This is a genomic window from Rahnella rivi (assembly GCF_019049655.1).
In the GTDB taxonomy this organism is placed as follows: domain Bacteria; phylum Pseudomonadota; class Gammaproteobacteria; order Enterobacterales; family Enterobacteriaceae; genus Rahnella; species Rahnella rivi.
Genome location: NZ_JAFMOX010000056.1, coordinates 105,491 through 130,149 on the forward strand (window position 1 = coordinate 105,491; position 24,659 = coordinate 130,149).

21 protein-coding genes and 1 riboswitch are annotated in these 24,659 nt (G+C 54.2%); of the genes, 14 read left to right on the forward strand and 7 right to left on the reverse strand.

What is annotated here, in order from left to right:
- Nucleotides 1-17: 17 nt before the first annotated feature.
- From glnE to yjeH, 3 genes are all read left to right on the forward strand, one after another.
- Nucleotides 18-2,855, forward strand: coding sequence for a bifunctional [glutamate--ammonia ligase]-adenylyl-L-tyrosine phosphorylase/[glutamate--ammonia-ligase] adenylyltransferase (glnE, locus tag J1779_RS10145; RefSeq protein WP_217203685.1), 2,838 nt, complete (start codon nt 18-20; stop codon nt 2,853-2,855).
- Between the two features lie 87 nt (nt 2,856-2,942).
- The gene (gene hldE / locus J1779_RS10150) at nt 2,943-4,370 is read left to right on the forward strand and encodes a bifunctional D-glycero-beta-D-manno-heptose-7-phosphate kinase/D-glycero-beta-D-manno-heptose 1-phosphate adenylyltransferase HldE (RefSeq protein ID WP_217203686.1); all 1,428 of its coding nucleotides are present in this window, start codon (nt 2,943-2,945) and stop codon (nt 4,368-4,370) included.
- Nucleotides 4,371-4,462: 92 nt separating this feature from the next.
- Nucleotides 4,463-5,713, forward strand: coding sequence for an L-methionine/branched-chain amino acid transporter (gene yjeH, locus J1779_RS10155; protein WP_217203687.1), 1,251 nt, complete (start codon nt 4,463-4,465; stop codon nt 5,711-5,713).
- A gap of 67 nt (nt 5,714-5,780) precedes the next feature.
- Here yjeH and ubiK read toward each other — a convergent pair whose 3' ends face one another.
- On the reverse strand, nt 5,781-6,053 hold the full coding sequence (gene ubiK, locus J1779_RS10160) for a ubiquinone biosynthesis accessory factor UbiK (protein WP_056772986.1): 273 nt from the start codon (nt 6,051-6,053) through the stop codon (nt 5,781-5,783).
- Nucleotides 6,054-6,185: 132 nt separating this feature from the next.
- Nucleotides 6,186-6,360: riboswitch (FMN riboswitch) on the forward strand.
- A 133-nt stretch (nt 6,361-6,493) separates the two neighbouring features.
- Here ubiK and ribB point away from each other — a divergent pair.
- Nucleotides 6,494-7,147: a 3,4-dihydroxy-2-butanone-4-phosphate synthase gene (ribB, locus tag J1779_RS10165; RefSeq protein WP_056772983.1), complete on the forward strand. Its 654-nt coding sequence runs from the start codon at nt 6,494-6,496 to the stop codon at nt 7,145-7,147.
- A gap of 245 nt (nt 7,148-7,392) precedes the next feature.
- Nucleotides 7,393-8,181: a 4,5-DOPA-extradiol-dioxygenase gene (gene ygiD / locus J1779_RS10170; RefSeq protein WP_217203705.1), complete on the forward strand. Its 789-nt coding sequence runs from the start codon at nt 7,393-7,395 to the stop codon at nt 8,179-8,181.
- Nucleotides 8,182-8,233: 52 nt separating this feature from the next.
- Here ygiD and J1779_RS10175 read toward each other — a convergent pair whose 3' ends face one another.
- From J1779_RS10175 to tolC, 3 genes are all read right to left on the reverse strand, one after another.
- On the reverse strand, nt 8,234-9,394 hold the full coding sequence (locus J1779_RS10175) for a glutathionylspermidine synthase family protein (protein WP_217203688.1): 1,161 nt from the start codon (nt 9,392-9,394) through the stop codon (nt 8,234-8,236).
- Nucleotides 9,395-9,401: 7 nt separating this feature from the next.
- Nucleotides 9,402-10,070 (reverse strand): DUF1190 family protein, encoded by a 669-nt coding sequence (locus tag J1779_RS10180; protein WP_136374724.1) that lies wholly within the window; start codon nt 10,068-10,070, stop codon nt 9,402-9,404.
- Nucleotides 10,071-10,264: 194 nt separating this feature from the next.
- Complete coding sequence (tolC, locus tag J1779_RS10185; protein ID WP_122096467.1) at nt 10,265-11,758, reverse strand: outer membrane channel protein TolC; 1,494 nt, start codon at nt 11,756-11,758, stop codon at nt 10,265-10,267.
- 233 nt (nt 11,759-11,991) lie between these two features.
- Here tolC and nudF point away from each other — a divergent pair, with 233 nt between their 5' ends.
- The 5 genes from nudF to parE all read left to right on the forward strand — a co-directional run bounded on the left by nudF (nt 11,992) and on the right by parE (nt 16,496).
- Nucleotides 11,992-12,627, forward strand: a complete 636-nt coding sequence (gene nudF / locus J1779_RS10190; protein ID WP_217203689.1) for an ADP-ribose diphosphatase — start codon at nt 11,992-11,994, stop codon at nt 12,625-12,627.
- Complete coding sequence (locus tag J1779_RS10195) at nt 12,627-13,049, forward strand: DUF1249 family protein (RefSeq protein ID WP_072158072.1); 423 nt, start codon at nt 12,627-12,629, stop codon at nt 13,047-13,049. Before nudF ends, J1779_RS10195 begins: the two co-directional genes overlap by 1 nt.
- Nucleotides 13,050-13,076: 27 nt before the next feature.
- A complete protein-coding gene (gene cpdA / locus J1779_RS10200) occupies nt 13,077-13,907 on the forward strand; it encodes a 3',5'-cyclic-AMP phosphodiesterase (RefSeq protein ID WP_217203690.1) in 831 nt (276 codons plus the stop codon).
- Entirely contained in the window at nt 13,904-14,485 is a 582-nt protein-coding gene (yqiA, locus tag J1779_RS10205; RefSeq protein WP_217203691.1) for an esterase YqiA, read from the forward strand. The genes cpdA and yqiA overlap by 4 nt, the downstream gene beginning before the upstream one ends.
- Nucleotides 14,486-14,600: 115 nt before the next feature.
- A complete protein-coding gene (gene parE / locus J1779_RS10210; protein WP_056772954.1) occupies nt 14,601-16,496 on the forward strand; it encodes a DNA topoisomerase IV subunit B in 1,896 nt (631 codons plus the stop codon).
- An 81-nt stretch (nt 16,497-16,577) separates the two neighbouring features.
- Here parE and J1779_RS10215 read toward each other — a convergent pair whose 3' ends face one another.
- Both J1779_RS10215 and J1779_RS10220 read right to left on the reverse strand, forming a co-directional pair.
- Nucleotides 16,578-16,883 carry a putative quinol monooxygenase gene (locus J1779_RS10215; protein ID WP_056772951.1) on the reverse strand — a complete coding sequence of 102 codons (306 nt, stop codon included), beginning with the start codon at nt 16,881-16,883 and terminating at the stop codon, nt 16,578-16,580.
- A 31-nt stretch (nt 16,884-16,914) separates the two neighbouring features.
- A complete protein-coding gene (locus J1779_RS10220) occupies nt 16,915-17,502 on the reverse strand; it encodes an NAD(P)H-dependent oxidoreductase (RefSeq protein WP_056772948.1) in 588 nt (195 codons plus the stop codon).
- Nucleotides 17,503-17,825: 323 nt separating this feature from the next.
- Between J1779_RS10220 and parC the strand changes: the two genes are divergently transcribed.
- From parC to ftsP, 3 genes are all read left to right on the forward strand, one after another.
- Nucleotides 17,826-20,099, forward strand: a complete 2,274-nt coding sequence (gene parC, locus J1779_RS10225; protein ID WP_056772944.1) for a DNA topoisomerase IV subunit A — start codon at nt 17,826-17,828, stop codon at nt 20,097-20,099.
- 216 nt (nt 20,100-20,315) lie between these two features.
- On the forward strand, nt 20,316-21,053 hold the full coding sequence (locus J1779_RS10230) for a 1-acylglycerol-3-phosphate O-acyltransferase (protein WP_217203692.1): 738 nt from the start codon (nt 20,316-20,318) through the stop codon (nt 21,051-21,053).
- A gap of 69 nt (nt 21,054-21,122) precedes the next feature.
- Nucleotides 21,123-22,538, forward strand: coding sequence for a cell division protein FtsP (ftsP, locus tag J1779_RS10235; RefSeq protein ID WP_056772937.1), 1,416 nt, complete (start codon nt 21,123-21,125; stop codon nt 22,536-22,538).
- A 65-nt stretch (nt 22,539-22,603) separates the two neighbouring features.
- On the opposite strand, the gene dkgA is transcribed toward ftsP, so the two are convergent.
- Nucleotides 22,604-23,428, reverse strand: a complete 825-nt coding sequence (gene dkgA / locus J1779_RS10240; RefSeq protein WP_217203693.1) for a 2,5-didehydrogluconate reductase DkgA — start codon at nt 23,426-23,428, stop codon at nt 22,604-22,606.
- Nucleotides 23,429-23,715: 287 nt separating this feature from the next.
- On the opposite strand from dkgA, the gene J1779_RS10245 reads away from it, so the two are divergent.
- Entirely contained in the window at nt 23,716-24,657 is a 942-nt protein-coding gene (locus J1779_RS10245; RefSeq protein ID WP_056772930.1) for an AraC family transcriptional regulator, read from the forward strand.
- Nucleotides 24,658-24,659: the final 2 nt, after the last annotated feature.

Sequence of the window (24,659 nt, forward strand, 5' to 3'; positions counted from 1 at the left end):
GCAAGGAATCTGATTTCATGTTGCCACTTTCCCCTGTTTTGCAAAGCCACGCCCGGAGTTTGCTTGAGCAATGGCGTGAACATCCTGAACATCTGCCCCTTCCCGACGAGGCTGCGCTGGCGGTGCTGGCCAGCAGTCAGTTCGTGACGGACAGCCTGCTGGCGTTTCCGCAGTGGTGGCATGAAATCGAACAAAATCCGCCGCAGTCGCAGGAATGGCAGTTTTACCGCCAGTGGCTGGAAGCCTCGCTAACCGGCGTCAGTGATGAAGCCGGTTTAATGAAGGCGCTGCGCCTGTTTCGCCGGCGAATTCTCTCCCGCATTGCCTGGTCACAGGCGGCACAAACCAGCGAAGCGAAAGACACGCTGCAACAGCTGAGCGAGCTTGCGGAGTTACTGATCGTCAGCGCCCGCGACTGGCTGTATGACGCCTGTTGCCGTGAGTTTGGTACGCCGGTGAATGCGGCGGGTGAACCGCAGCGAATGCTGATCCTCGGCATGGGGAAACTGGGTGGCGGTGAGCTGAATTTCTCTTCGGATATCGATTTGATTTTTGCATATCCGGAAAACGGCCAGACGCGCGGTGGTCGCCGTGAGCTGGAAAATTCGCAGTTTTTTGTGCGTCTCGGGCAGCGCCTGATTAAAGCGCTGGATCAGCCAACCATCGACGGTTTTGTGTACCGGGTCGACATGCGCCTGCGTCCGTTTGGTGAAAGCGGGCCGCTGGTGATGAGTTTTTCTGCACTGGAAGATTACTACCAGGAACAAGGACGTGACTGGGAGCGGTACGCGATGGTCAAAGCGCGTCTGATGGGCGGCGCGGAGGACAGCAGCAGCCAGGAACTGCGCAAGATGCTGAAGCCGTTCGTGTTCCGCCGTTATATCGACTTCAGCGTGATCCAGTCCCTGCGCAACATGAAAGGGATGATCGCCCGCGAAGTACGTCGCCGTGGTCTGAAAGATAATATTAAGCTGGGCGCCGGAGGTATCCGCGAAATCGAATTTATCGTGCAGGTTTTCCAGCTGATCCGTGGCGGGCGCGAACCGGCCCTGCAACAACGTGCCCTGCTGCCGACCTTGCAGGCGCTGGAAAAACTTGGACTGCTGCCCGTTGAGCAGGTTCTGCAACTGCGCGGCAGCTATTTGTTCCTGCGTCGTCTGGAAAACCTTTTACAGGCGATCGCCGACGAACAAACCCAGACTCTGCCCGCGGATGAACTGAATCAGGCGCGTCTGGCCTGGGGAATGAATTATCCGGACTGGCCGCAGCTTCTTGATGCCGTAAATGCTCACATGCAGGCCGTGCGGGCGGTATTTAATGATCTGATTGGTGATGACACACCGGACGTCGACGACGATCAGCAGCAGTCGCAATTCAGCAGTTTGTGGATCGATACGCTGGAGCCTTCCGAGCTGGCGCCGTGGGTGCCGCTGCTGGACGACAATGCTCAACGTCATATCCTGCAGCAGATTGCCGAATTCCGTCGTGATGTCGATAAAAGGACCATCGGACCGCGTGGACGAGATCAGCTTGATTTGCTGATGCCGCGTCTACTGGCGCAGGTGTGTACCTATAAAAATGCCGATGTCACCCTGCAACGTCTGATGCAATTGCTGCTGAACATCGTCACGCGCACGACCTATATAGAACTGCTGGTGGAGTATCCCGGCGCACTCAAACAGCTGATCCGGCTGTGCGCCGCCTCACCGATGGTCGCCTCACAGCTGGCGCGACACCCGCTGTTGCTCGATGAACTGCTCGATTCCCGCACCCTTTATCATCCGATTGAGCCCGGCGCGTACCGTGATGAATTGCGTCAGTACCTGATGCGTGTGCCGACGGAAGACGAAGAGCAACAGCTGGAAGCTGTCCGGCAGTTCAAGCAGGCACAACATCTGCGCATTGCCGCCGGTGATATTTCCGGCGCACTGCCGGTGATGAAAGTGAGCGACCATTTAACCTATCTTGCCGAAGCCATTCTGGACGTGGTTGTGCAGCAGGCATGGGATCAGATGGTCGTCAAATACGGCCAGCCGGCGCACCTTCAGCAGCGCGAAGGGCGCGGTTTTGCCGTGGTCGGGTATGGAAAACTGGGCGGCTGGGAGCTGGGTTACAGCTCAGATTTGGATCTGGTCTTCCTGCTCGATTGCGCGCCAGAAGTGATGACTGACGGCGAACGTAGCATCGACGGACGTCAGTTTTACCTGCGTCTGGCGCAACGCATTATGCATTTATTCAGCACGCGTACCGCCTCCGGCATTCTCTATGAAGTCGATCCGCGGCTGCGTCCTTCCGGTGCTTCCGGCATGCTGGTCAGCACCATCGAAGCGTTTGCCGATTATCAGGCCAGTGAAGCCTGGACCTGGGAACATCAGGCGCTGGTGCGCGCGCGGGTGGTGTACGGCGATCCGCAGCTGGCGCAGCAGTTCAACGCCACGCGTCACGACATTCTCTGCCGCGAGCGTGAGGGGGAGGGGCTGCGAAAAGAAGTCCGCGAGATGCGGGAAAAAATGTATGCCCACCTCGGCAGTAAAAAGTCCGCTGAATTTGATCTGAAAGCCGATCCGGGTGGCATCACCGATATTGAATTCATTGCACAATATCTGGTCTTACGCTTTGCACATGAGAAGCCGAAATTGACACGCTGGTCGGATAACGTCCGTATTTTCGAACTGATGGCGCAAAATGACATCATGCCTGAAGACGAAGCGCGAAATCTGACGCAGGCTTACGTCACGCTGCGCGATGAAATCCATCACCTCGCGCTGCAGGAACACGGCAGCAAAGTCGCCGCAGGCAGTTTTGCGACAGAACGTGAGCAAATCCGCGCCAGCTGGGCGAAATGGCTCGGCTGAGGGTTTTTAGTGGGGGAATAGGTGCTTGTGATATTATCCGGCGCACTATTTTTCTCTGTTTGGTTTTACCTGTTTTGGAGTCTTGGGATGAAAGTGACTTTGCCTGATTTTCACCGTGCCGGTGTGCTGGTGGTCGGTGATGTAATGTTAGACCGCTACTGGTATGGCCCGACCAACCGAATCTCACCGGAAGCGCCGGTACCGGTCGTGAAGGTGAATACCATCGAAGAACGTCCCGGCGGCGCGGCTAACGTGGCGATGAACATCTCATCCCTGGGTGCCTCTTCGCGTCTGATCGGCCTGACCGGTGTGGACGATGCGGCGCGCGCCTTGGGCGAGCGTCTGGCAGAAGTGAAGGTTCACTGCGATTTTGTCGCCTTACCGACGCACCCGACCATTACCAAACTGCGTATTTTGTCGCGCAACCAGCAACTGATCCGCCTCGACTTTGAAGAAGGTTTTGAAGGCGTCGATCTGCAACCGATGCTGACTAAAATCGAACAGGCTTTGCCGGAAAGCGGCGCGCTGGTGCTGTCAGATTATGCCAAAGGCGCACTGACAGAAGTGCAGAAGATGATTCAGCTGGCGCGAAAAGCCGGTGTGCCGGTACTGGTCGATCCTAAAGGATCTGATTTTGAGCGTTATCGCGGTGCCACGCTGCTGACGCCAAACCTGTCCGAATTTGAAGCGGTCGTCGGTCGCTGCAAAAACGAAGAAGAAATCGTCTCGCGCGGTATGCAACTTATTGCCAGTTTCGAGCTTTCCGCATTACTGGTCACGCGGTCTGAGCACGGTATGACGTTGTTACAGCCGGGCAAAGCACCTTTCCATATGCCTACGCAGGCGCAGGAAGTGTATGACGTGACCGGCGCCGGTGACACCGTCATTGGTACGCTGGCGGCGGCGCTGGCGGCAGGCAATACGCTGGAAGAATCCTGTTTCCTGGCTAACGCCGCGGCGGGCGTGGTGGTGGGTAAACTCGGAACATCAACTGTATCTCCGGTCGAACTGGAAAATGCTATCGGTGGCCGTTCTGACGTCGGTTTCGGCGTGATGACTGAAGAGCAACTGAAAGCCGCTGTGGCCATGGCGCGTCAGCGCGGTGAGAAAGTGGTGATGACCAACGGCATTTTTGACATCCTGCATGCCGGCCACGTTTCCTATCTGGCGAACGCGCGCAAGCTGGGCGATCGTCTGATTGTCGCGGTGAACAGCGATGCGTCCACCAAACGTCTGAAAGGGGAAACCCGTCCGGTGAATGCGCTGCAAAACCGCATGATCGTGCTGGGCGCGCTGGGCGCAGTGGACTGGGTTGTGGCGTTTGAAGAAGACACCCCACAGCGTTTGATCGCCGGGATCTTGCCGGATCTGCTGGTCAAAGGCGGCGATTATAAACCGGAGCAGATTGCCGGCAGTGAAGAAGTCTGGGCTAACGGCGGTGAAGTCCGCGTGCTGAATTTTGAAGACGGATTATCGACCACCAAAATCATCAATCAGATCAAATCACAGGAGTGATCCTGTCATCCACACGCTGACCGAAGGGCTTATCTGATAAGCCCTTTTTTTTAGCTTTTGAATTACAGACGCCAAAAGGAAATGACTCAGTTGTGAGCGGATTAAAACAGGAATTAAGTCTGGCGCAGGGCGTCGGATTGCTTTCCACCTCGTTACTCGGTACCGGTGTTTTCGCCGTGCCCGCGCTGGCGGCACAGCTGGCGCAAAACGACAGCCTGTGGGCATGGCCGGTGCTGATCCTGCTGGTGTTTCCCATTGCCATTGGTTTTGCCGCGCTCGGACGACATTTCCCCAGCGCAGGCGGTGCGGCACATTTCGTTGGGAAAGCCTTTGGCCCGCACATGGCGAGGGTCACCGGCTGGCTCTTTTTGTCGGTGATCCCGGTCGGTTTGCCTGCCGCGCTGCACATCGCCGCTGGCTTCTGGCAGGCAGCATTTGGCTGGAGCAGTGAAAATCTGCTGCTTGTCCAGCTTGGCACACTGCTGGTCATCTGGTTCCTCGGCACGCGCAGCGCCGGTTCCAGCGCCAATATTCAGACGCTGATTGCAGCGCTGGTGATTGCACTGGTTGTTGCGATCTGGTGGAAAGGGGATATTTCATTGCCGCAAATTCCGCTGCCCGCCATTCACGATATCTCGCCATCGAACCTGTTTGACGCGCTGGCCGTGATGTTCTGGTGCTTCGTCGGCCTGGAAGCTTTTGCCCATCTGGCGACGGAGTTTCGTCATCCGGAACGCGATTTTCCGCGCGCGTTACTCATCGGTATGCTGGTCGCAGGTGCGGTCTACTGGGGATGTACCGTGGCGGTGCTGAAATTCCAAGCCTGGGGTGAGGGGCGGGAAGCGGGCGCGTCGTTGCCAGGCATCGTGGTGCAATTGTTCGGGCAGAAAGCGTTGTGGGTGGCCTGCATTATTGGCTATCTGGCGTGCTTCGCCAGCGTCAATATTTATACTCAAAGCTTCGCCCGGCTGGTGTGGTCACAGGCGCAACTGAAACCGCAGAGCAAGCTGGCACAACTTTCGGCTCAGCGCGTGCCGGTGGCGGCACTCAATCTGGTGGTCGGTTGCTGCGTGTTGTTTACTCTGCTGATTTACTGGCTACATTTGCCGCTCGATGCGCTGATCACTTATGCCAACGGGATCTTCATCCTGATCTATTTATTATGCATGCTGGCGGGCTCGCGGATCCTGAAAGGGCGTTCGATCTGGATGGCGCGGCTTGGCGCGGTGCTGTGTTGCGGATTGCTGGCGATGGTGGGCTGGAAAGCCTCGTATGCGTTGATCATATTTGCTGCGCTGTGGCTGCTGCTGCCCCGCGCGAAAACCGTGCTTCACACGCGATAATTTCTGAGTGTGATAAAAGCAAAAGGCCTGCTGTGCAGGCCTTGGTCATTTCTGGGGTACTGAAAAATCAAACCGGATCTTGTGGTTTTTCTGCGTCAGCCAGTTTCGTTTCCAGCGCGGCCAGACGTTGCTCCAGCACGGCCAGTTTTTCGCGGGTGCGCAGCAGAACCTGCGTCTGTACGTCAAACTCTTCGCGATTGACTAAATCCATGCGGCTGAACTGTGCCTGCAATACCTGGCGGATTTTCTTTTCGGCATCCTCACCAAACTCGCGGAACCCTTTTGGCAGGGATTCGTGAACCTGGCGGGCGATTTGTTCAATTTTTTTCGGGTCAATCATATTATTTCCTTTTCTCGAAGGAGATGCTTTTGACTAGTGTAATCGCTGATGACGTTTCTATAAACCTTTCGGGGCACTAATTGGCCAAACCGCAGGATTGCTCTGGTCATTTATTGGCGTTATAGTTGGTTTGCTTATTCTCAGGGCGGGGTGAAAGTCCCCACCGGCGGTAAACCACAGCGTACCGGAAGGCCATAAATCCTTCCACGTGGAAGCCCGCGAGCGCTCAATCCTTCGGGGTTAGAGGTCAGCAGATCCGGTGTAATTCCGGGGCCGACGGTTAAAGTCCGGATGGGAGAGAGTAACGATTCAAGCCGGACAAGCTTTGTCCGCTGCGTTATTTTTTATAACTGTAGCACGCCATCAGGCCGCTGCAGCTAGCCTCCTCAAGACGCCCTGATTCTGGTAATCCACATACAGAACATGAGGTTATTTTTACCATGAATCAGACCCTACTTTCCGAATTCGGTACACCCGCTGAACGCGTTGAGCGTGCTATTGACGCTATTCGTAACGGCGTTGGTGTGATGGTACTGGATGACGAAGATCGTGAAAACGAAGGCGATTTAATCTTTGCCGCTGAAAACATGACCGTTGCACAAATGGCGCTGACCATTCGTCACGGCAGCGGGATTGTGTGCCTCACCATGAACGAAGACAGCCGTAAAAAGCTCGATCTGCCGATGATGGTGGAGAACAACTCCAGCCAGTTCCAGACACCTTTTACCGTGACCATTGAAGCAGCTGAAGGCGTGACGACCGGTGTTTCTGCCGCTGACCGCATCACCACCATTCGCACCGCCATCAAAGATGGCGCGAAACCTTCCGACCTGAGCCGCCCGGGGCATATCTTCCCGCTGCGCGCGCAGGCTGGCGGTGTGCTGACCCGTGGCGGCCATACCGAAGCGTCTATCGATCTGGTGACACTGGCCGGGCTTAAACCTTTCGGCGTGCTGTGTGAGCTGACCAACGATGACGGCAGCATGGCGCATGCGCCTGAAGCCATTGTCTTTGCGAAACAACATAATATGCCCGTTGTTACGATCGCGGACCTGGTGGAATATCGTCAGGCGCAGACCCGTCAGGCAAGCTGACAGAGCGTTATTCCCGTTCGAAGGCCGCTTATGCGGCCTTTTTGCTTTTTATTCCCGAATTTTGTCTTTACCGCCTTTTTTAACATCATGTCTGCGCATCACCTTTGATTTTTCCCTTCAAATTTATTGAACATCTCCTTCACCGTTATCCGGCTGTCACCGCCAGTCAAAAAGAGTACCGTATTGGCATTACGCGGAAGGTGGTTCACCACCCGCTCTCTTTCATTTGCGGTAAGGAATTCATGATGACGACTCAACGTATGCCCGCACTTTTCTTAGGTCACGGCAGCCCGATGAACGTGCTGGAAGATAATACGTATACCCGTGCCTGGCATGCGCTGGGCGAATCACTACCGAAACCAAAGGCGATTCTGGCGGTATCTGCACACTGGTTTACCCGTGGAACCGCCGTGACGGCAATGGAAAACCCGCGCACCATTCACGATTTTGGTGGTTTTCCGCAGGCGCTGTTCGACAAACGTTATCCTGCTCCGGGCTCACCGGCACTGGCAAAACGCGTCCAGGAATTGCTCAGCCCGATACATGTTCTGTCTGATACCAGTGAATGGGGCTTCGACCACGGAACCTGGGGTGTGTTGATCAAGATGTATCCGCAGGCCGATATTCCGGTGATCCAGTTGAGTATCGACGGAACCCAACCGCCGGAATATCACTATGAGCTGGGTAAAAAACTTGCGGTTCTGCGTGACGAAGGGGTGATGATCGTCGCCAGCGGAAACGTGGTCCATAACCTGCGCATGGTGAAATGGGACGGAAAGGGCGAGCCTTATCCGTGGGCGATTTCTTTCGAGAACTTTGTGAAAGATAATCTGAGCTGGAAGGGTGAGGCGAAGGATCATCCTCTGGTGAACTTTATGGATCATGAAGGGGGGGCGTTATCGAATCCGTCACCGGATCACTATTTGCCATTGTTATATATTTTAGGGGCATGGAACGGTGAAGAGCCGATCACGCAGCCAACCGACGGGATCGTCATGGGATCGTTGTCGATGTTGTCCGTTCAGGCAGGTTAATTCGGTGAATAAAAGGGATAATGAAAGATCACATTATCCCTTTTTAGTTTTTTTATCCGACGATGGTATGCGGATAGAAACGTGACAGATCCTGTGTGATCAGCGCTTTATCTTCACGGATGCCGATCCCGCAAGGCTGATCGTTAACCAGCCAGCTGCCGATCAATGTGTAACTGCCTTCAAACACCGGCAGCGGGTGGAACTGCTGCACAATCATCCCTTCCGCGCCATACGGCCCCTCGACACGGGCCACTTCCTGACCTTTCTCGATGACCTTGATATTAGCCCCTTCGCGTGAAAACAGCGGTTTCACCACGTAGTGATCCAGTTCAGGATGCGGGTCTTCGGCAAAATACGCCGGTAACAGATTCGGGTGATCCGGGAACATTTCCCACAGCAACGGCAGTAATGCTTTGTTGGAAAGAATGGCTTTCCAGGCGGGTTCCAGCCAGCGTACACCGGCATCTTCCAGCTTGGTGGCGAAGATCTCGCGGAACATAAATTCCCACGGATAAAGCTTAAACAGATTGGAAATTACCTGATCCTGCGGATCGGTAAATTGCCCGCGCTCGCCCAGGCCGATCTCTTCGATATACAGAAACTCGCTCGCCAGTTCCGCTTCCAGCGCACAATCCTGCAGATATTGCACCGTGCCGCGATCTTCTTCCGTTTCCTGACAGCAGGCAATGTGTAAGAGTGAGAAACCATGCTGATTTTTCAGCTCGGCAAACCGTGCGATCAGTTTTTCCTGCAGACTGTTGTACTGATCCGCGTCCTGCGGCAAATTGCCTGCCGCGATCTGATCTTCAAGCCAAAGCCACTGAAAGAACGCTGCCTCATACAAGGACGTTGGCGTATCGGCGTTATTTTCCAGGAGCTTAGGCGGATTGATGCCGTCATAGGCCAGATCCAGACGCGAATACAGCGAAGGCTGATGGGTCCGCCAGGAATGGCGAACAAATTCCCAGACGTGTTTTGGGATCTGAAACTTCGCCATCAGCGCATCGTCGCCCACCACGCGTTCGACCACCTTCAAACACATCTGATGAATGTCAGCGGTGGCATCTTCAATCTCTTCGATTTGCGCCAGCGTGAACTGATAATAGGCATCTTCACACCAGTAAGGTTCGCCATACATGGTGTGAAAATTGAAGCCAAACTCGGTGGCTTTTTCGCGCCAGTCCGGGCGCTCGGTAACAGGTAAACGTTTCATCTATGCCTTAGCCACCCATGCTGCGCCCAGCGCTGCGCGGAGCGGCGGTTGAGCTACGTTGCATCGATGTCTGTTTTGCTACGCTTTCACCAAAACCGCCACGGGTGATGGTTTTAGTCACGGCTGGTTTCGGCGCCATCGCGGTTTTAGGCACGTTCATGGTTCGGCCACCGGCCGTTGCAGGACCGTAGTTTTTACCGGTTGCATCAACGAATTTGCCGTTCGCCGGGCTTGCCGGATTTTTAGAACTGAAGAGTGGCTGCTGTGCATACGCGCCGCCACTCATCATACGGCCCATCATGTAGCCAGCCATCAGTGGCATCCACATGCTGCCACTGCTCTGGCCTTCGGCGGAAGCCACACCGGCCTGAGCCGGCGTTTGTGTGCACTGACCTTCGCCGAATTCGGCAATACAGTCTTCGCGGCTGGCGTATTTCGGGGCGGTTTTTTCGGCGTCTTTTTTCGCGGCATCATAAGCTGCGACACACTGCGCGCTGCCGGACGGATTCGCTTTAGAGCAGTCATCCGCGTTCTGATACAAAGAAACCGTTTCGTCGGTTTTTTCACAGCCAGACAGCATAAATACGGCGCTGACCGCCAGTGCGACAGGCGTCATTCGAGAGCTGCGCCAGGATTTTCGGAAGGTTGCCAGGTTGACGTGTTGTGTCCGTTTCATCGTTCTTATCCCATTCACAGGGCTTTTTCGCCCTTTCCCAGTAGGGTTTAAGGATAGGGGAAAGCGGGTTATTGTTAAAGCAGCGAAAGCCAATTGTTACCAGACTTTACAGAGGGACGTGACGGAGACAAAAAAAAGCAGCCTTTTCAGGCTGCCTCAGGGGATTTCGCTCTACAAAACGGTGTCATTCAGACTCAGTTTTGGAAAGGATTTCTGCTTTTCTGCGCAACTGGCGCTGTGGTGGTTGCGCTGGCTCTTTCAGTGCGCGGTGCAGTTGCCTGCGTGCCGTCACTGTTATAGCCGTCAGCCGCCGCATCCTGATTTGGCGTTTCAGGCGCAACCTGATCCGGCGCCGTAGGTACCGGTTTACCCAGCGCACCATTAAGTGCCAGCAGGTCACTTTCGTTCAGTGTACCCAGCGCTGACTTGATGTTCAGCTGGTTAATCAGATAGGTATAACGCGCGCTGGAAAGCTGTTGCTTGGCGTTGTACAGCGTGGTGGTGGCATCGAGCACATCAACGATAGTTCGGGTACCGACCTGGTAACCGGCTTCCATTGCATCTAAAGAACTCTGAGCAGAAACAACGGCTTGTTTATAAGCGTTGATGCTGCTGATAGAGGCAGAGATGTTGTTGAAGGAGGAACGAACGGTTTGAACCACGCTGCGGTGTGCGCTTTCAAGCTGTTCGCTTGCACCCACGAAGTTGTACTGAGCCTGTTTCACCTGAGACGTGACAGAACCGCCGCTGTACAGAGGCAGAGAGAAGCTTAGGCCAATTTTATTCTGGCCAGCATCGGCATCCTGATAGCTTGAAGCGCCACCGGTTTTGTCGCCGTTGTATTTGGTGTTGCTGATGCCGGTAGAGGCAGTCAGATCTACCGTTGGCATATGACCGGTTTCAGCATAACGGATTTGCTCGCGAGCCAGATCTTGTGACAGACGTGCTGACAGCAAGCTCAGGTTACGGCTTTCGGCTTCTTTCAACAGCGTGGCGACCGGTTGCGGGCGCGTGGTGTTGAAATTGTCAACGTTGAGAGAAGACAGTTGCGGATAATAAGTCCCGGTCACCTGACGCAGGGATTCCAGCGCATTATCCAGGTTGTTGCGTGCGGTAACTTCATTCGCCAGCACGGTGTCGTATTGTGAACGGGCGTTCTGCACGTCAGTGATGGCAACCAGACCCACGTTAAAACGCTGAGTGGTTTGATCTAACTGACGGTAAATAGCCTGTTTCTGCGCTTCGGTATAAGAGAGTGAATCGATCGCACTCAATACATTAAAATAGGCCGTCGCAGAATTAAGGATCAAAGATTGTTGATCCGTCTGATAAGACACATCCTGAATACCGGCACTTTTTTCCTGCAACGTTAGGGCGCGCCATTTTGACATATCAAAAAGGGTCTGCGTTAATTGCAGGCTGGCGCTGCCAACATTGCTGTTTACGCCATTCGCATCGCGGTAACCATTGGTATAACCATAATCCGCACCCAAACCGAGTTGCGGTAATAAAGGACTGCGGCTTTCGTTAATTTTTTCGAATGCGGCATCCCGGTCAGCAGCTGATTTACGCAGGTCGGGGTTACTCGTCCTGGCCTGCTGATAGACCTGCATCAGGTTTTCGGCCTGGCTTATCGTACTAAAGCCGCCCAGGCTGAGTCCGATGAGAAGGGGGAGCAGTTTCTTCATTTGCATTCCTTGTTGTGCAGCAATGTTGTTATGTATGGTGACGCAGTCAAATAATCGAATAGACGCGGATTCTAGCAGAGACAGGCTAGCGGGTAGGTTGGCTTAACGTGCCTTACCCGCGGAATGAGCCTAAATCTATCACAAACAACCTTGATTATTATTAACGCATTTTCATCAAATTGACCTCAAAAGGCGATAAATTACCTTTATGAGGCATTAAAGGAGAACGCTCCATGTCTTCATTTAAAAGTTCACCGGTAAGTTTCGGCAAAGATGATGTAGAAATTATTGCACGTGAGCCACGATATAAAGGTTTTTTTTCTATTATTGCATATCGGTTTCGCCATCGTTTGTTTAATGGCGAGATGAGTGGCGAGGTTGTACGTGAGGTTTTTGAACGCGGGCATGCCGCGGTGTTATTACCTTATGATCCGTCACGCGATGAGGTGGTGTTGATCGAGCAGATCCGCATACCATGTATTGATTCCAGTGATACACCATGGCTTCTGGAGATGGTCGCCGGTATCATTGAAGAGGGCGAAACGGTAGAAGAAGTCGCCCGCCGTGAAGCGCTGGAAGAAGCGAACATCGTGGTGAAGCGTTGCAAACCGGTGCTGAATTATTTAGCCAGCCCCGGCGGTACCAGCGAACGTCTTTCCATTATGGTCGGTGAAGTCGACGCCACAACGGCAGAAGGAATTCACGGTCTGGAAGCAGAGAATGAAGACATCCGGGTACACGTCGTCAGCCGCGAGCAGGCTTACCGCTGGGTGGAAGAAGGAGCGATAGACAATGCGGCATCAGTGATTGCTCTGCAATGGCTGCAACTGCACTATGAATCCCTGAGAAAAGAGTGGGCCAACGAATGATTAAGCGCTATACCCCTGATTTCCCTGAAATGATGAGATTGTGTGAAACCAATTTCGCACAATTGCGACGTTTAATGCCGCGCACCGATGAGCCCGGCGAAACAGTGACATATCAGGTAAGTAGCGCCAAGTATCGTCTGACGATCCTCGAATCGACACGCTATACGTCTCTGGTGGAGATAAAACAAACGGCACCTGCGGTCAGTTACTGGAGTCTGCCGTCGCTGACGGTTCGGCTTTATCATGATGCGATGGTGGCTGAAGTGTGTGCAAGTCAGCAGATTTTCCGCTTCAAAGCACGTTATGATTATCCTAATAAAAAGTTGCATCAGCGTGATGAAAAGCATCAAATTAACCAGTTTCTTGCGGACTGGCTGCGTTATTGCCTTGCGCACGGAGCGATGGCAATTCCGGTTTGTTAGACAGACTTCAATAACAAGGGAAACGATTTGGAAAGCCTGTTTAAACTGCCTTTGGTAAATGGGGCCAAAGTCAGAGTTCTACAGATTACAGATACCCATCTTTTTGCCGGTGAAGATGAAACGTTGTTGGGCGTGAATACGTTTAACAGCTATCGCGCGGTGCTGGACGCTATAAAGGCGCAGCAGCGTGAAGTCGATATCATCGCCGCGACGGGGGATTTGGCTCAGGATCAGTCGGTGGCGGCATACCAGCAGTTTTGCCGTGGCATCAGTGAACTGCCTGCGCCTTGTGTCTGGCTTCCGGGAAACCATGATTTCCAGCCAGCGATGTTTGAAACCCTGCGCGAAGCCGGGATCATCCCGTCGAAGCACGTGCTGGTTGGCGAACACTGGCAAATCATTCTGCTTGATACTCAGGTATTTGGCGTGCCTCACGGCGAGCTGAGCGAATATCAGCTGGAGTGGATGGAGCGCTGCCTGCAGGCCTGGCCTGACCGCTACACCCTGCTGATGTTGCATCATCATCCGTTGCCCTCCGGGTGTACCTGGCTCGATCAGCACAGCCTGCGCAACGCGCACATGCTGGCCAATACGCTGGTGAACTACCCGAAAGTGAATACGCTGCTGTGCGGGCATATTCATCAGGAACTGGATCTCGACTGGTATGGCCGTCGCTTGTACGCCACGCCATCAACCTGCGTACAGTTCAAACCTCACTGCACCAATTTTACGATTGATACCGTTGCACCGGGCTGGCGTTATCTGGATTTGTATCCGGATGGTCGCGTTGAGACGCAGGTATTTCGTCTCGAATCCACAGAGTTTCATCCCGATACGGAATCGGACGGCTACGAATGAATACCCTTTTGTATCTGCACGGGTTTAACAGTTCGCCTAATTCCGCCAAAGCCACGTTAATGAAAAACTGGCTGGCGGAAAATCATCCGGCCATCGAGATGGTGATCCCCCAGCTTCCGCCGTATCCGTCCGAAGCGGCAGAACAACTGGAAACACTGGTGATTCAACATGCCGGTAAAAAACTGGGCATTGTCGGCTCCTCGCTCGGCGGCTATTACGCGACCTGGTTGTCGCAGTGTTTTGCCGTCCCCGCGGTGGTGGTGAACCCGGCGGTGAAGCCTTATGAGCTGCTGATCGACTTTCTCGGGCAAAATGAGAACCCCTACACCGGCCAACAATATGTGTTAGAGTCACGCCACGTTTACGATCTGAAAGTGATGCAGATCGAACCGCTGGAGTCACCGGATTTACTCTGGTTATTACAGCAAACGGGCGATGAAGTTCTCGATTACCGTCAGGCTGTGGCCTATTACACCACCTGTCGCCAGACGGTCGAACCCGAGGGAAATCATGCATTTGTCGGCTTTGAACGCTATTTTTCGCCGATTGTCGATTTCCTCGAACTGGCCGCAGACTAATATCGCAGGGTGACGTTTCCCCCGGATTTTTGGCGTCTGCGCGCTGCCAGTGCTTTCCTCCCGCCCACATACTGTATCGTTAGCCCACAAACCTATGAGCCACGAATAATCAACGATGAGCCAATCTACTTATAACGCGGATTCCATAGAGGTCCTCAGCGGACTCGAACCGGTGCGCCGCCGTCCGGGCATGTACACTGATACCACCCGGCCAAACCACCTCGGCCAGGAAGTTATTGATAACAGCGTGGATGAGGCATTAGCCGGCCACGCCAAACGCATCGAAGTGATCCTTCATGAAGACCAGTCTCTGGAAGTCATCGATGATGGCCGCGGCATGCCGGTGGATATCCACGCCGAAGAGGGCGTGCCCGCAGTCGAACTGATTTTCTGCCGTCTGCACGCAGGCGGTAAATTCTCCAACAAAAACTACCAGTTCTCCGGCGGCCTGCATGGCGTGGGGATCTCAGTGGTTAACGCCTTATCTAAACGTGTCGAAGTGGCGGTAAAACGCGGCGGCGAAGTGTATGAGATGGCGTTCGAAAATGGCGATAAAGTGCAGGATTTGCACGTTACCGGTACCTGCGGCAAGCGCAATACCGGCACCAGCGTACATTTCTGGCCAGACGTCAGTTTCTTCGACAGCCCGCGTTTTTCGGTCAGCCGCCTCAGCCATTTGCTGAAAGCCAAAGCCGTACTGTGCCCTGGCGTTGAAATCATTTTCAAAGACAAGGTGAATAACACCGAGCAACGCTGGTGTTACGAAGACGGGCTGACCGACTACCTGATGGAAGCGGTAAACGGCCTGATCACGTTGCCTGAAAAAGCCTTTGTCGGGGCCTTTGCCGGTGATATCGAAGCGGTAGACTGGGCTCTGCTGTGGCTGCCTGAAGGCGGCGAGCTGCTGACGGAAAGCTACGTTAACCTGATCCCCACGATGCAGGGCGGGACGCATGTTAACGGATTGCGTCAGGGCCTGCTGGATGCAATGCGTGAGTTTTGCGAATTCCGCAATATTTTGCCGCGCGGCGTCAAACTCTCGGCGGAAGATATCTGGGAGCGCTGTGCCTATGTGCTGTCGGTAAAAATGCAGGATCCGCAATTCGCCGGTCAGACCAAAGAGCGTCTCTCCTCGCGCCAGTGCGCAGCATTCGTTTCCGGTGTGGTGAAAGATGCTTTCAGCCTGTGGCTGAATCAGAACGTGCATGCAGCAGAACAGCTGGCGGAACTGTGTATTTCCAGTGCGCAGCGTCGTTTGCGTGCCGCGAAAAAAGTGGTGCGTAAGAAACTCACCAGTGGCCCTGCGCTGCCGGGCAAACTGGCGGACTGTACGTCGCAAGATCTGAACATGACCGAACTGTTCCTGGTGGAAGGGGATTCCGCAGGCGGTTCTGCCAAACAGGCGCGCGATCGCGAATACCAGGCGATCATGCCGCTCAAAGGTAAGATCTTAAATACATGGGAAGTCTCTTCTGACGAAGTGCTGGCGTCTCAGGAAGTGCACGATATTTCCGTGGCGATCGGTATTGATCCCGACAGTGAAGACCTCTCACAACTGCGCTACGGCAAAGTCTGTATTCTTGCGGATGCGGACTCCGACGGTTTACACATCGCCACGCTGCTTTGTGCGCTGTTTGTCCGCCATTTCCGTTCACTGGTTCGCGGCGGTCACGTGTATGTCGCTATGCCGCCTCTTTATCGTATCGATCTGGGCAAAGAAGTGTTCTATGCGCTGGACGAGCAGGAAAAAGAGGGTGTGCTGGATCAGCTGAAACGCAAAAAAGGCAAACCGAACGTACAGCGCTTTAAAGGGCTGGGTGAGATGAACCCGTTGCAGTTGCGCGAAACCACGCTCGATCCGAATACCCGTCGTCTGGTTCAGCTGACCATCGACGAAAATGATATCGACCAGACGCTGCGCATGATGGATATGCTGCTGGCGAAAAAACGGTCGGAAGATCGCCGTAACTGGTTGCAGGAAAAAGGTGATACAGCCGAACTGGACGTCTGATCCCTCAGCATGTTCCAAAAAAAATGCCGGACGCTTTGCAGCTCCGGCATTTTTGTTTTCTGATCCGCGCAGATCTTACGATTACGCTTTTTCGATAATATGGATCACTACATCCAGCACGTCGGCTTTAATGTTTTCGCGGTGTTTGTCCATGTGCGCTGCCTGCTGATGCGCTTCAAGATGCGCCAGGCTTTCCCAGTCTTCCAGCATGAAAATGGAATCAGGTACGGTTTTACGCCATGGGATCTGGCCGTTGAAATCAATGTAAGGCTCATAGCGATGGCAGCCTTTCTCTTCGAGAACGCTGGGCAACAGCGCGGTAATCTTTTCCATAACCGACTCACGACGGCCCGGTTTTACTTTGATTTCGGCGATAACAGTGATCATAACTACCTCATTACACGAATGACTTTTTACCTTAGGCCTGACCGAACACATTTTCAAGGTGTGCACGATAACGGGCGAAATCACCTTCGACGTCAGGTTGCTTGATCACATCGTTACACATGAACGTCGGCAGGGTGTCCAGGCCGATGAACTGGTTGGCTTTATGCTGCGCAAGGTACACGCCGTCAACGCCCACGCCGTGGAAGAACTGTTCTTTATCTTCGAACGCTTCCAGCGGTGCGTTCCAGGTGACGGAAAGCATGTAGCATTTGCCCTGTAACAGGCCGCCGGAACCGTATTTTTTCGCGGCATCAGAACGGGTACGGCCATCGCTGGCGTACAGTTTACCGTGGCCTTCGGTGAAGACTTCATCGATGTATTTTTTCAGCGTCCACGGCATGCCCATCCACCAGCCCGGTTGCTGATAAATGATGGCGTCGGCCCACAGATAGCTTTCGATTTCGGTTTGCACGTCGTAACCCTCTTCCAGCACAGTGACGCGTACGTCATGGCCTTTATCGCGAAGAAAGCTGGTGGCGACGTCGGTCAGGCTGTTGTTCAGCGCGCCTTTCGAGTGGGCAAAGGTTTTACCGGCATTGATGATCAGGATGTTGCTCATGGAGTTTTCCTTAAATTGAATTCTGGGCGTCAGGCTGTTACCACACAGTGTACCCAACCCGGTATCGCGAAAAAATGTGATATTGCGCACAAGACTATTGACGCAGATGCAATAATTGACCGTTTTAGCTGACAAATGAGCGCGATGCCTGACCGGTAATTGCTTAAAAACAACGCATAAACACAGCAACTGTGACAGCAATACGGCAGATGATGTACTATCGCGGACATCATTGCCTCGCGGCGGGTGCCTTTGCGTGCCCGCGCGGCAAGCTTCCTTAATTTCCAAAACGATAACGCCACGGGTCTGAGGATTAAACATCAATGAGCGAAATGACTCATGACGGAACAGAGCGTTTAGCACTGCACACGTTTACTGAGAACGCCTATCTCAACTATTCCATGTACGTCATCATGGACCGCGCGCTGCCGTTTATCGGTGACGGCCTCAAGCCGGTGCAACGCCGTATTATTTACGCGATGTCCGAGCTGGGCCTGAGTAATAACGCCAAATTTAAAAAATCCGCCCGTACGGTGGGTGACGTGCTGGGTAAATACCATCCGCACGGCGACAGCGCCTGTTATGAAGCGATGGTGCTGATGGCTCAGCCGTTCTCCTACCGTTATCCGCTGGTTGACGGGCAGGGTAACTGGGGTGCGCCGGATGACCCGAAATCCTTCGCGGCGATGCGTTATACCGAATCACGTCTGTCTAAATATGCAGAAGTGCTGCTGCGTGAGCTGGGTCAGGGTACGGTGGATTATGTCCCGAACTTTGACGGCACCATGCAGGAGCCGAAAATGCTGCCTGCGCGTCTGCCGAACATTTTGCTGAACGGCACCACCGGCATTGCCGTGGGGATGGCGACGGACATTCCGCCGCACAACATTCGGGAAGTGGCGGCCGCGGCAGTGGCGCTGCTGGAAAAACCGGGCAGCTCGCTGGATGACCTGCTGGAATTTGTGCAGGGTCCGGATTTCCCGACCGAAGCCGAAATCATTACGCCGCGCAGCGAAATCCGCAAAATGTACGAATCGGGCAAAGGCTCGGTGCGCATGCGTGCGGTCTGGCATAAAGAAGACGGCAGTGCGGTGATCACCGCGTTGCCGCATCAGGTGTCTGGCGCGAAAGTGCTGGAGCAAATCGCCAGCCAGATGCGGGCTAAAAAACTGCCGATGGTCGAAGATCTTCGTGACGAATCCGATCACGAAAACCCGACCCGCCTGGTGGTGGTGCCGCGTTCCAACCGTATCGATCTCGATCAGGTCATGAATCACCTGTTCGCCACCACCGATCTGGAACGCAGTTACCGCATTAACATGAATATGATCGGTCTGGATCATCGTCCGCAAGTGAAAGGACTGGTGGAAATTCTGACCGAATGGCTGGCCTACCGCCGTGATACCGTGCGCCGCCGCCTGAACTTCCGTCTGGATAAGGTGCTTAAGCGCCTGCATATCCTTGAAGGTTTACTGACGGCGTTCCTGAATATTGATGAAGTTATTCACATCATCCGTACCGAAGACGAACCCAAACCGGTGTTGATGCAGCGTTTCGAACTGTCAGATACGCAGGCTGAAGCCATCCTTGAGCTGAAATTACGCCACCTGGCAAAACTCGAAGAAACCAAAATTCGGGGTGAGCAGGACGAGCTGGCGAAAGAACGCGATCAGCTGCAGGCGCTTCTGGGCTCTGAACGCAAACTCAGCACGCTGATCCGCAAAGAAATTCAGGCTGATGCCGAATCCTTTGGTGATGAACGCCGCTCACCAATAACGGAACGCGAAGAAGCTAAAGCGATGAGCGAGCACGACATCCTGCCGTCAGAGCCGGTGACTATCGTCTTGTCTGAATCGGGTTGGGTACGCAGCGCCAAAGGCCACGACATTGACGCCGCCGGGCTGAGCTACAAAGCCGGTGACAGCTTCCGCGCTGCCGCCAGAGGCAAGACCAATCAGCCGGTGGTGTTTATCGACTCCACCGGGCGCAGCTATGCACTCGATCCAATGACGCTGCCTTCCGCTCGAGGGCAGGGTGAGCCGCTGACCGGGAAGCTGACACCGCCGCCGGGCGCCACCATCGAACACGTTCTGATGGCGCAAGACGATCAGAAACTGCTGATGGCCTCCGATGCGGGCTACGGCTTCGTCTGTACTTTCAACGATTTAGTGGCGCGTAACCGTGCCGGTAAAGCGATGATTACTCTGCCGGACAACGCCAAAGCCTTTGCGCCAATCGAACTCAATGGCGCCGACGACATGCTGCTGTCCGTGACGGCGGCGGGGCGCATGCTGTTATTCCCGGTGGCTGATTTGCCGCAGTTGTCGAAGGGCAAGGGTAACAAAATTGTTTCAATCCCATCGGCGCAGGCCGCTTCCGGCGAAGACAAACTCGCCTGGTTGCTGGTGTTGCCACCGCAGACGTCGATCACGTTGCACGTCGGAAAACGCAAACTGGTGCTGCGTCCTGAAGATTTGCAGAAATTCCGCGCTGAACGCGGGCGCAAGGGAACCCTTCTGCCACGTGGCCTGCAACGAATCGATCGCGTCGAAGTGGATGCGCCGGTTCGCAGCAAAGGTGGCGACAGCGAAGAATAACGCGCGGGCTTCATGGCACTGACAGGGCACATTTGTGCCCTGTCTACGTTGTAGAGTTCAGCTATTGTTTGAGACTGTTGTGCAGTGCAAAGATTTTACATTTGTATAAACAAAACCGTTGTATAGCGTTGAATCAGGCTTGAGAATAGCTCAGCGCACGGGATCTGAACTGCAAAGGTTTCTTACCGGCTTCGGCTGTAGTTTTAAGAGGATGTTATGTTATTTATTTTACGACTGATAATCGTGGTGATTTACTCGATCCTGGTGAGTATTTTTGGCTGTATTTATTGTCTGTTCAGCCCGCGTAATCCGAAGCATGTGGCGACGTTTGGTAAGTTATTTGGTCATCTGGCCCCCGTTTTCGGCCTGACCGTTGAAAAGCGTATTCCCGCACAAGCGCTGAATAACGGTAAATGTATTTATATCGCCAACCATCAAAACAATTACGACATGGTGACCGCGTCATCGGTTGTGATGCCGGGCACCGTGACCGTGGGCAAAAAAAGCCTGGTCTGGATCCCTTTCTTTGGCCAGCTGTACTGGCTTACCGGCAACCTGCTGATTGACCGTAATAACCGCGCGAAAGCCCACGGAACGATTTCGCAGGTTGTGAATCAGATTAAGAAAAAAGATCTGTCGATCTGGATGTTCCCGGAAGGGACACGCAGCCGTGGACGCGGCCTGATGCCGTTCAAAACCGGTGCATTCCATGCCGCGATTTCCGCCGGTGTGCCGATCGTGCCGATTTGTGTGTCGAACACCAATGGCAAGGTCAAACTCAACCGCTGGTACAACGGCCACGTCATTGTTGAAATGCTGCCGCCTGTCGATACTACCGGTTATACGAAAGACCGTTTGCGCGAGTTGTCTGAGCACTGCCACAAGCTGATGGCGGATAAAATCGCCGAGCTGGACGCCGAAGTGGCGCAACGCGAAGCCGCAGATAAGAAATAAAATTCACTACCTACCACACCCGCTGCCATTGATGGCGACGGGGCTTACTTATGTTTTCATGGAGAAGATATGTCACTCAGTCGTCGCTCGTTCCTGCAAGCCTCCGGCGTGGCACTTGCCGCAGGTGCTCTGCCATTTAAAGCAGAAGCGAGTGGTTCGCAACCGGCCCTGCCCGTTCCGCCGCTGCTTGAATCGCGTCGTGGACAACCCCTGTTTCTCACTTTGCAGTCAGCCCACTGGTCGTTTCTGGGCGGTGCCAAAGCCCCGGTCTGGGGGATTAACGGCATGTATCTCGGGCCGACGGTGAAAGTGCACAGTGGTGATGACGTTAAGCTGATTTACAGCAACCGTCTGGCAGAACCGGTGTCGATGACCATCAGCGGTTTGCTCGAACCGGGTACGCTCACCGGTGGCGGCGCACGCATGATGTCGCCGGGCGTTGACTGGTCGCCGGTATTGCCTATCCGCCAGCCCGCTGCGACCTGCTGGTATCACGCCAACACCCCCAACCGCATGGCACCGCATGTCTATAACGGACTGGCGGGAATGTGGATTGTCGAAGACGAAATCAGTAAAAATTTGCCGCTGCCGAATCATTACGGTGTGGATGATTTCCCGCTGATCATTCAGGACAAACGCCTGGACAGTTTTGGCGTGCCGCAGTACGACACGCCCGCTTCCGGCGGATTCTTCGGCGATACCATGCTGGTGAATGGCGTGCAAAGTCCGTTCGTGGAAGTTTCACGCGGCTGGGTGCGTCTACGTTTACTCAATGCCTCAAATGCCCGCCGTTACGAACTGAACATGAGTGATGGCCGCCCGTTCCACGTGGTCGCCTCGGATCTCGGGTTCCTGCCTGCACCGATGACCGTGCAGCGTTTATCGCTGGCGCCGGGTGAACGCCGCGAAGTGCTGGTGGACATGTCGCAGGGTGAAGAAGTGTCGATTACCGCCGGTGAAGCCGCGGGCGTGATGGAGCGTTTACGCGGGTTGTTTGAACCGTCGAGCATTCTGGTTTCCACGCTGGTGCTGACGCTCAAGCCGACCGGCCTGCTGCCGCTGGTGACAGATAATCTGCCGATGCGCTTGCTGGCGGATCAAATCCTTTCCGGCAACGTGATCCGCACCCGCGACCTGCGCCTCGGCGACAGTCAGCCGGGTGTGAACGGTGCGACCTGGGATATTAACCGAATTGACCTCACGGCCCAGCAGGGGACGTGGGAGCGCTGGACAATCCATGCGGATATGCCGCAATCGTTCCATGCCGAAGGGGTGTCTTTCCTGGTGAAAAGCGTCAACGGCGCTGCGCCGCTGGTGGAAGACGCCGGCTTTAAAGATACGGTGTGGGTCGATGGCGATGTGGAGCTGCTGGTGTATTTCAACCAGCCGTCGTACGAGCATTTCCCGTTTGTGTATCGCAGCGGGGCGCTGGAACTGGCCGACCGGGGTTCCGCCGGAAATATGCTGGTTCAGCCGTCGATGTAACGGCGTGTTGCCCGATAAAAAACCCGCCGCGGCGGGTTTTTGTTTTATGACGTTAAGCGACTGGCTTACAGATCGTTTTTCGGATCAGGCCCAAGACGCTGGCTCTTGTCGAGCTTGGTCACTTCCGCCAGCTCTTCCTTCTCCAGCTTAAAATCAAACACGTCGAAGTTTTCACGGATGCGTTTTGGCGTCACGGATTTAGGGATCACAATCAGCCCGTTATCCAGATGCCAGCGGATCACGATCTGCGCCGGCGTTTTGTCGTACTTCTCCGCCAGTTTTTGAATCAGGGGTTGATCAAATACGCCTTCACCGCCCTGTGCCAGCGGGCTCCAGGATTCGGTCGCAATATTGTGCGTTGCGTTCCACGCATGCAGCTGACGCTGTTGCATCAGCGGGTGCAGCTCAATCTGGTTAACGACCGGGAAAATACCGGTTTCATCTTTCAGTTTCTGCAAATGCTCGAGAGGGAAGTTACACACGCCAACGCTCTTCGCCAGACCTTGTTCTTTGAGCTTGAGCAGCGCTTTCCAGGCTTCCACATAGTGGCCTTGTTGCGGTTGCGGCCAGTGAATCAGATACAGATCAACGTAATCTGTTTGCAGTTTTTTGAGGCTGGTTTCCAGCGCTTCAGGTGCGTTCAGCTGATCGTCATTCCACAGTTTGGTGGTGATGAACAGCTCTTCACGAGGAACGAGACGGGCGGCAAGGGCTTCGCCGACGCCTTCCTCATTCTTATAAATGGCGGCGGTATCGATGTGGCGATAGCCGGTTTCAATGGCGGTTTTCACCGCGGCACTGGCTTCCTGATTACTGGCTTTCCATACGCCAAGTCCTAACTGAGGCATCAGGTTGCCATCGTGAAGTTTTATGATGGGTTGCGTTGCCATGAGTTTCTCCTTAATGGGCAGAGTGCCCGCAAAATGCGCGGGCACAGAGAGGGATGGGGCTTTAGCCTGTGACTAAGTCTAGTTAACGAAACAGCATCTTGCTGAGCAAGCTACTGATTTTATTTTCAACGCAAAGCCAGCCGGACCGTTTTTACTGTAAGGCCAAATTGTCGCGCGTAAGATGCTCATTCCTGCTTAAGACTTGCCTGTTTCTGCTTGTCTCTGTAGAAACCGGGGGGAATATGGCACTATTGATGCCGGTTTATCGAAGGCGGAGAGCAGGAATTATGGAAAATGTGGACAGCTTATGTGCCCGCATGTCAGCACGCGTTGCGCAGCTCAGCGGGGATAAAATACTCAGTAAATCTGCGGTACCGCAGGTCACGCTGATGTACACCACGCAGTACCATGCAAGGCAGCCGGTGCTCTATAACCCTGGCGTGGTGATCCTGTTTCAGGGGCGCAAAGTCGGTTATCTCGGTAAGAAAACCTTCTCCTACGATCCGCATAATTATCTGATGCTGACGGTGCCGCTGCCGTTCGAATGCGAAACCTTTGGCAGCCCGGATCAGCCAATGGCCGGTATACAAATCAGCATCGATAACACGATGTTGCAGGACTTGCTGATGGACATGGGTGATGAAGCGATGGCCAGCCAGCGGGAGTCTTCCACCGGGATCAACTCCGGTATTCTTGATGACGATATCCTGTGTGCAACAGAACGTCTTCTGGATGTGATGGATAAGCCGTTGCACGCCCGCGTGCTGGGGCCGAAGATTATCCGCGAAATCCTGTTCTTCATCCTTACCAGCGAGAATGGCGGGGCATTGCAGGCGCTGGTCAACCGTCACACGCATTTCAGTCAGATCACCAAATCCCTGCGCCGCATTGAGGCTCAGTACGCAGATAATCTCAGCGTGGAAATTCTGGCGAGTGAAGTGAACATGAGCGTGTCGGCGTTTCATCACAACTTTAAAGCGGTCACCAGCACGTCACCGCTGCAATATCTGAAAACCTATCGTTTGCATAAAGCGCGCATGATGATGATTTACGACGGATTAAAGGCAAGCTCAGCGGCGCTGCAGGTGGGGTACGAAAGTGCGTCGCAGTTCAGCCGGGAGTTTAAGCGTTATTTTGGGGTGACACCAAGCGACGAGATTGCGCGCCTGAGGGAAAGTACGTTTGGTGCATCGGCCAGCGCCGATGCCTCCTTTAAAGCCGTATTCTGACC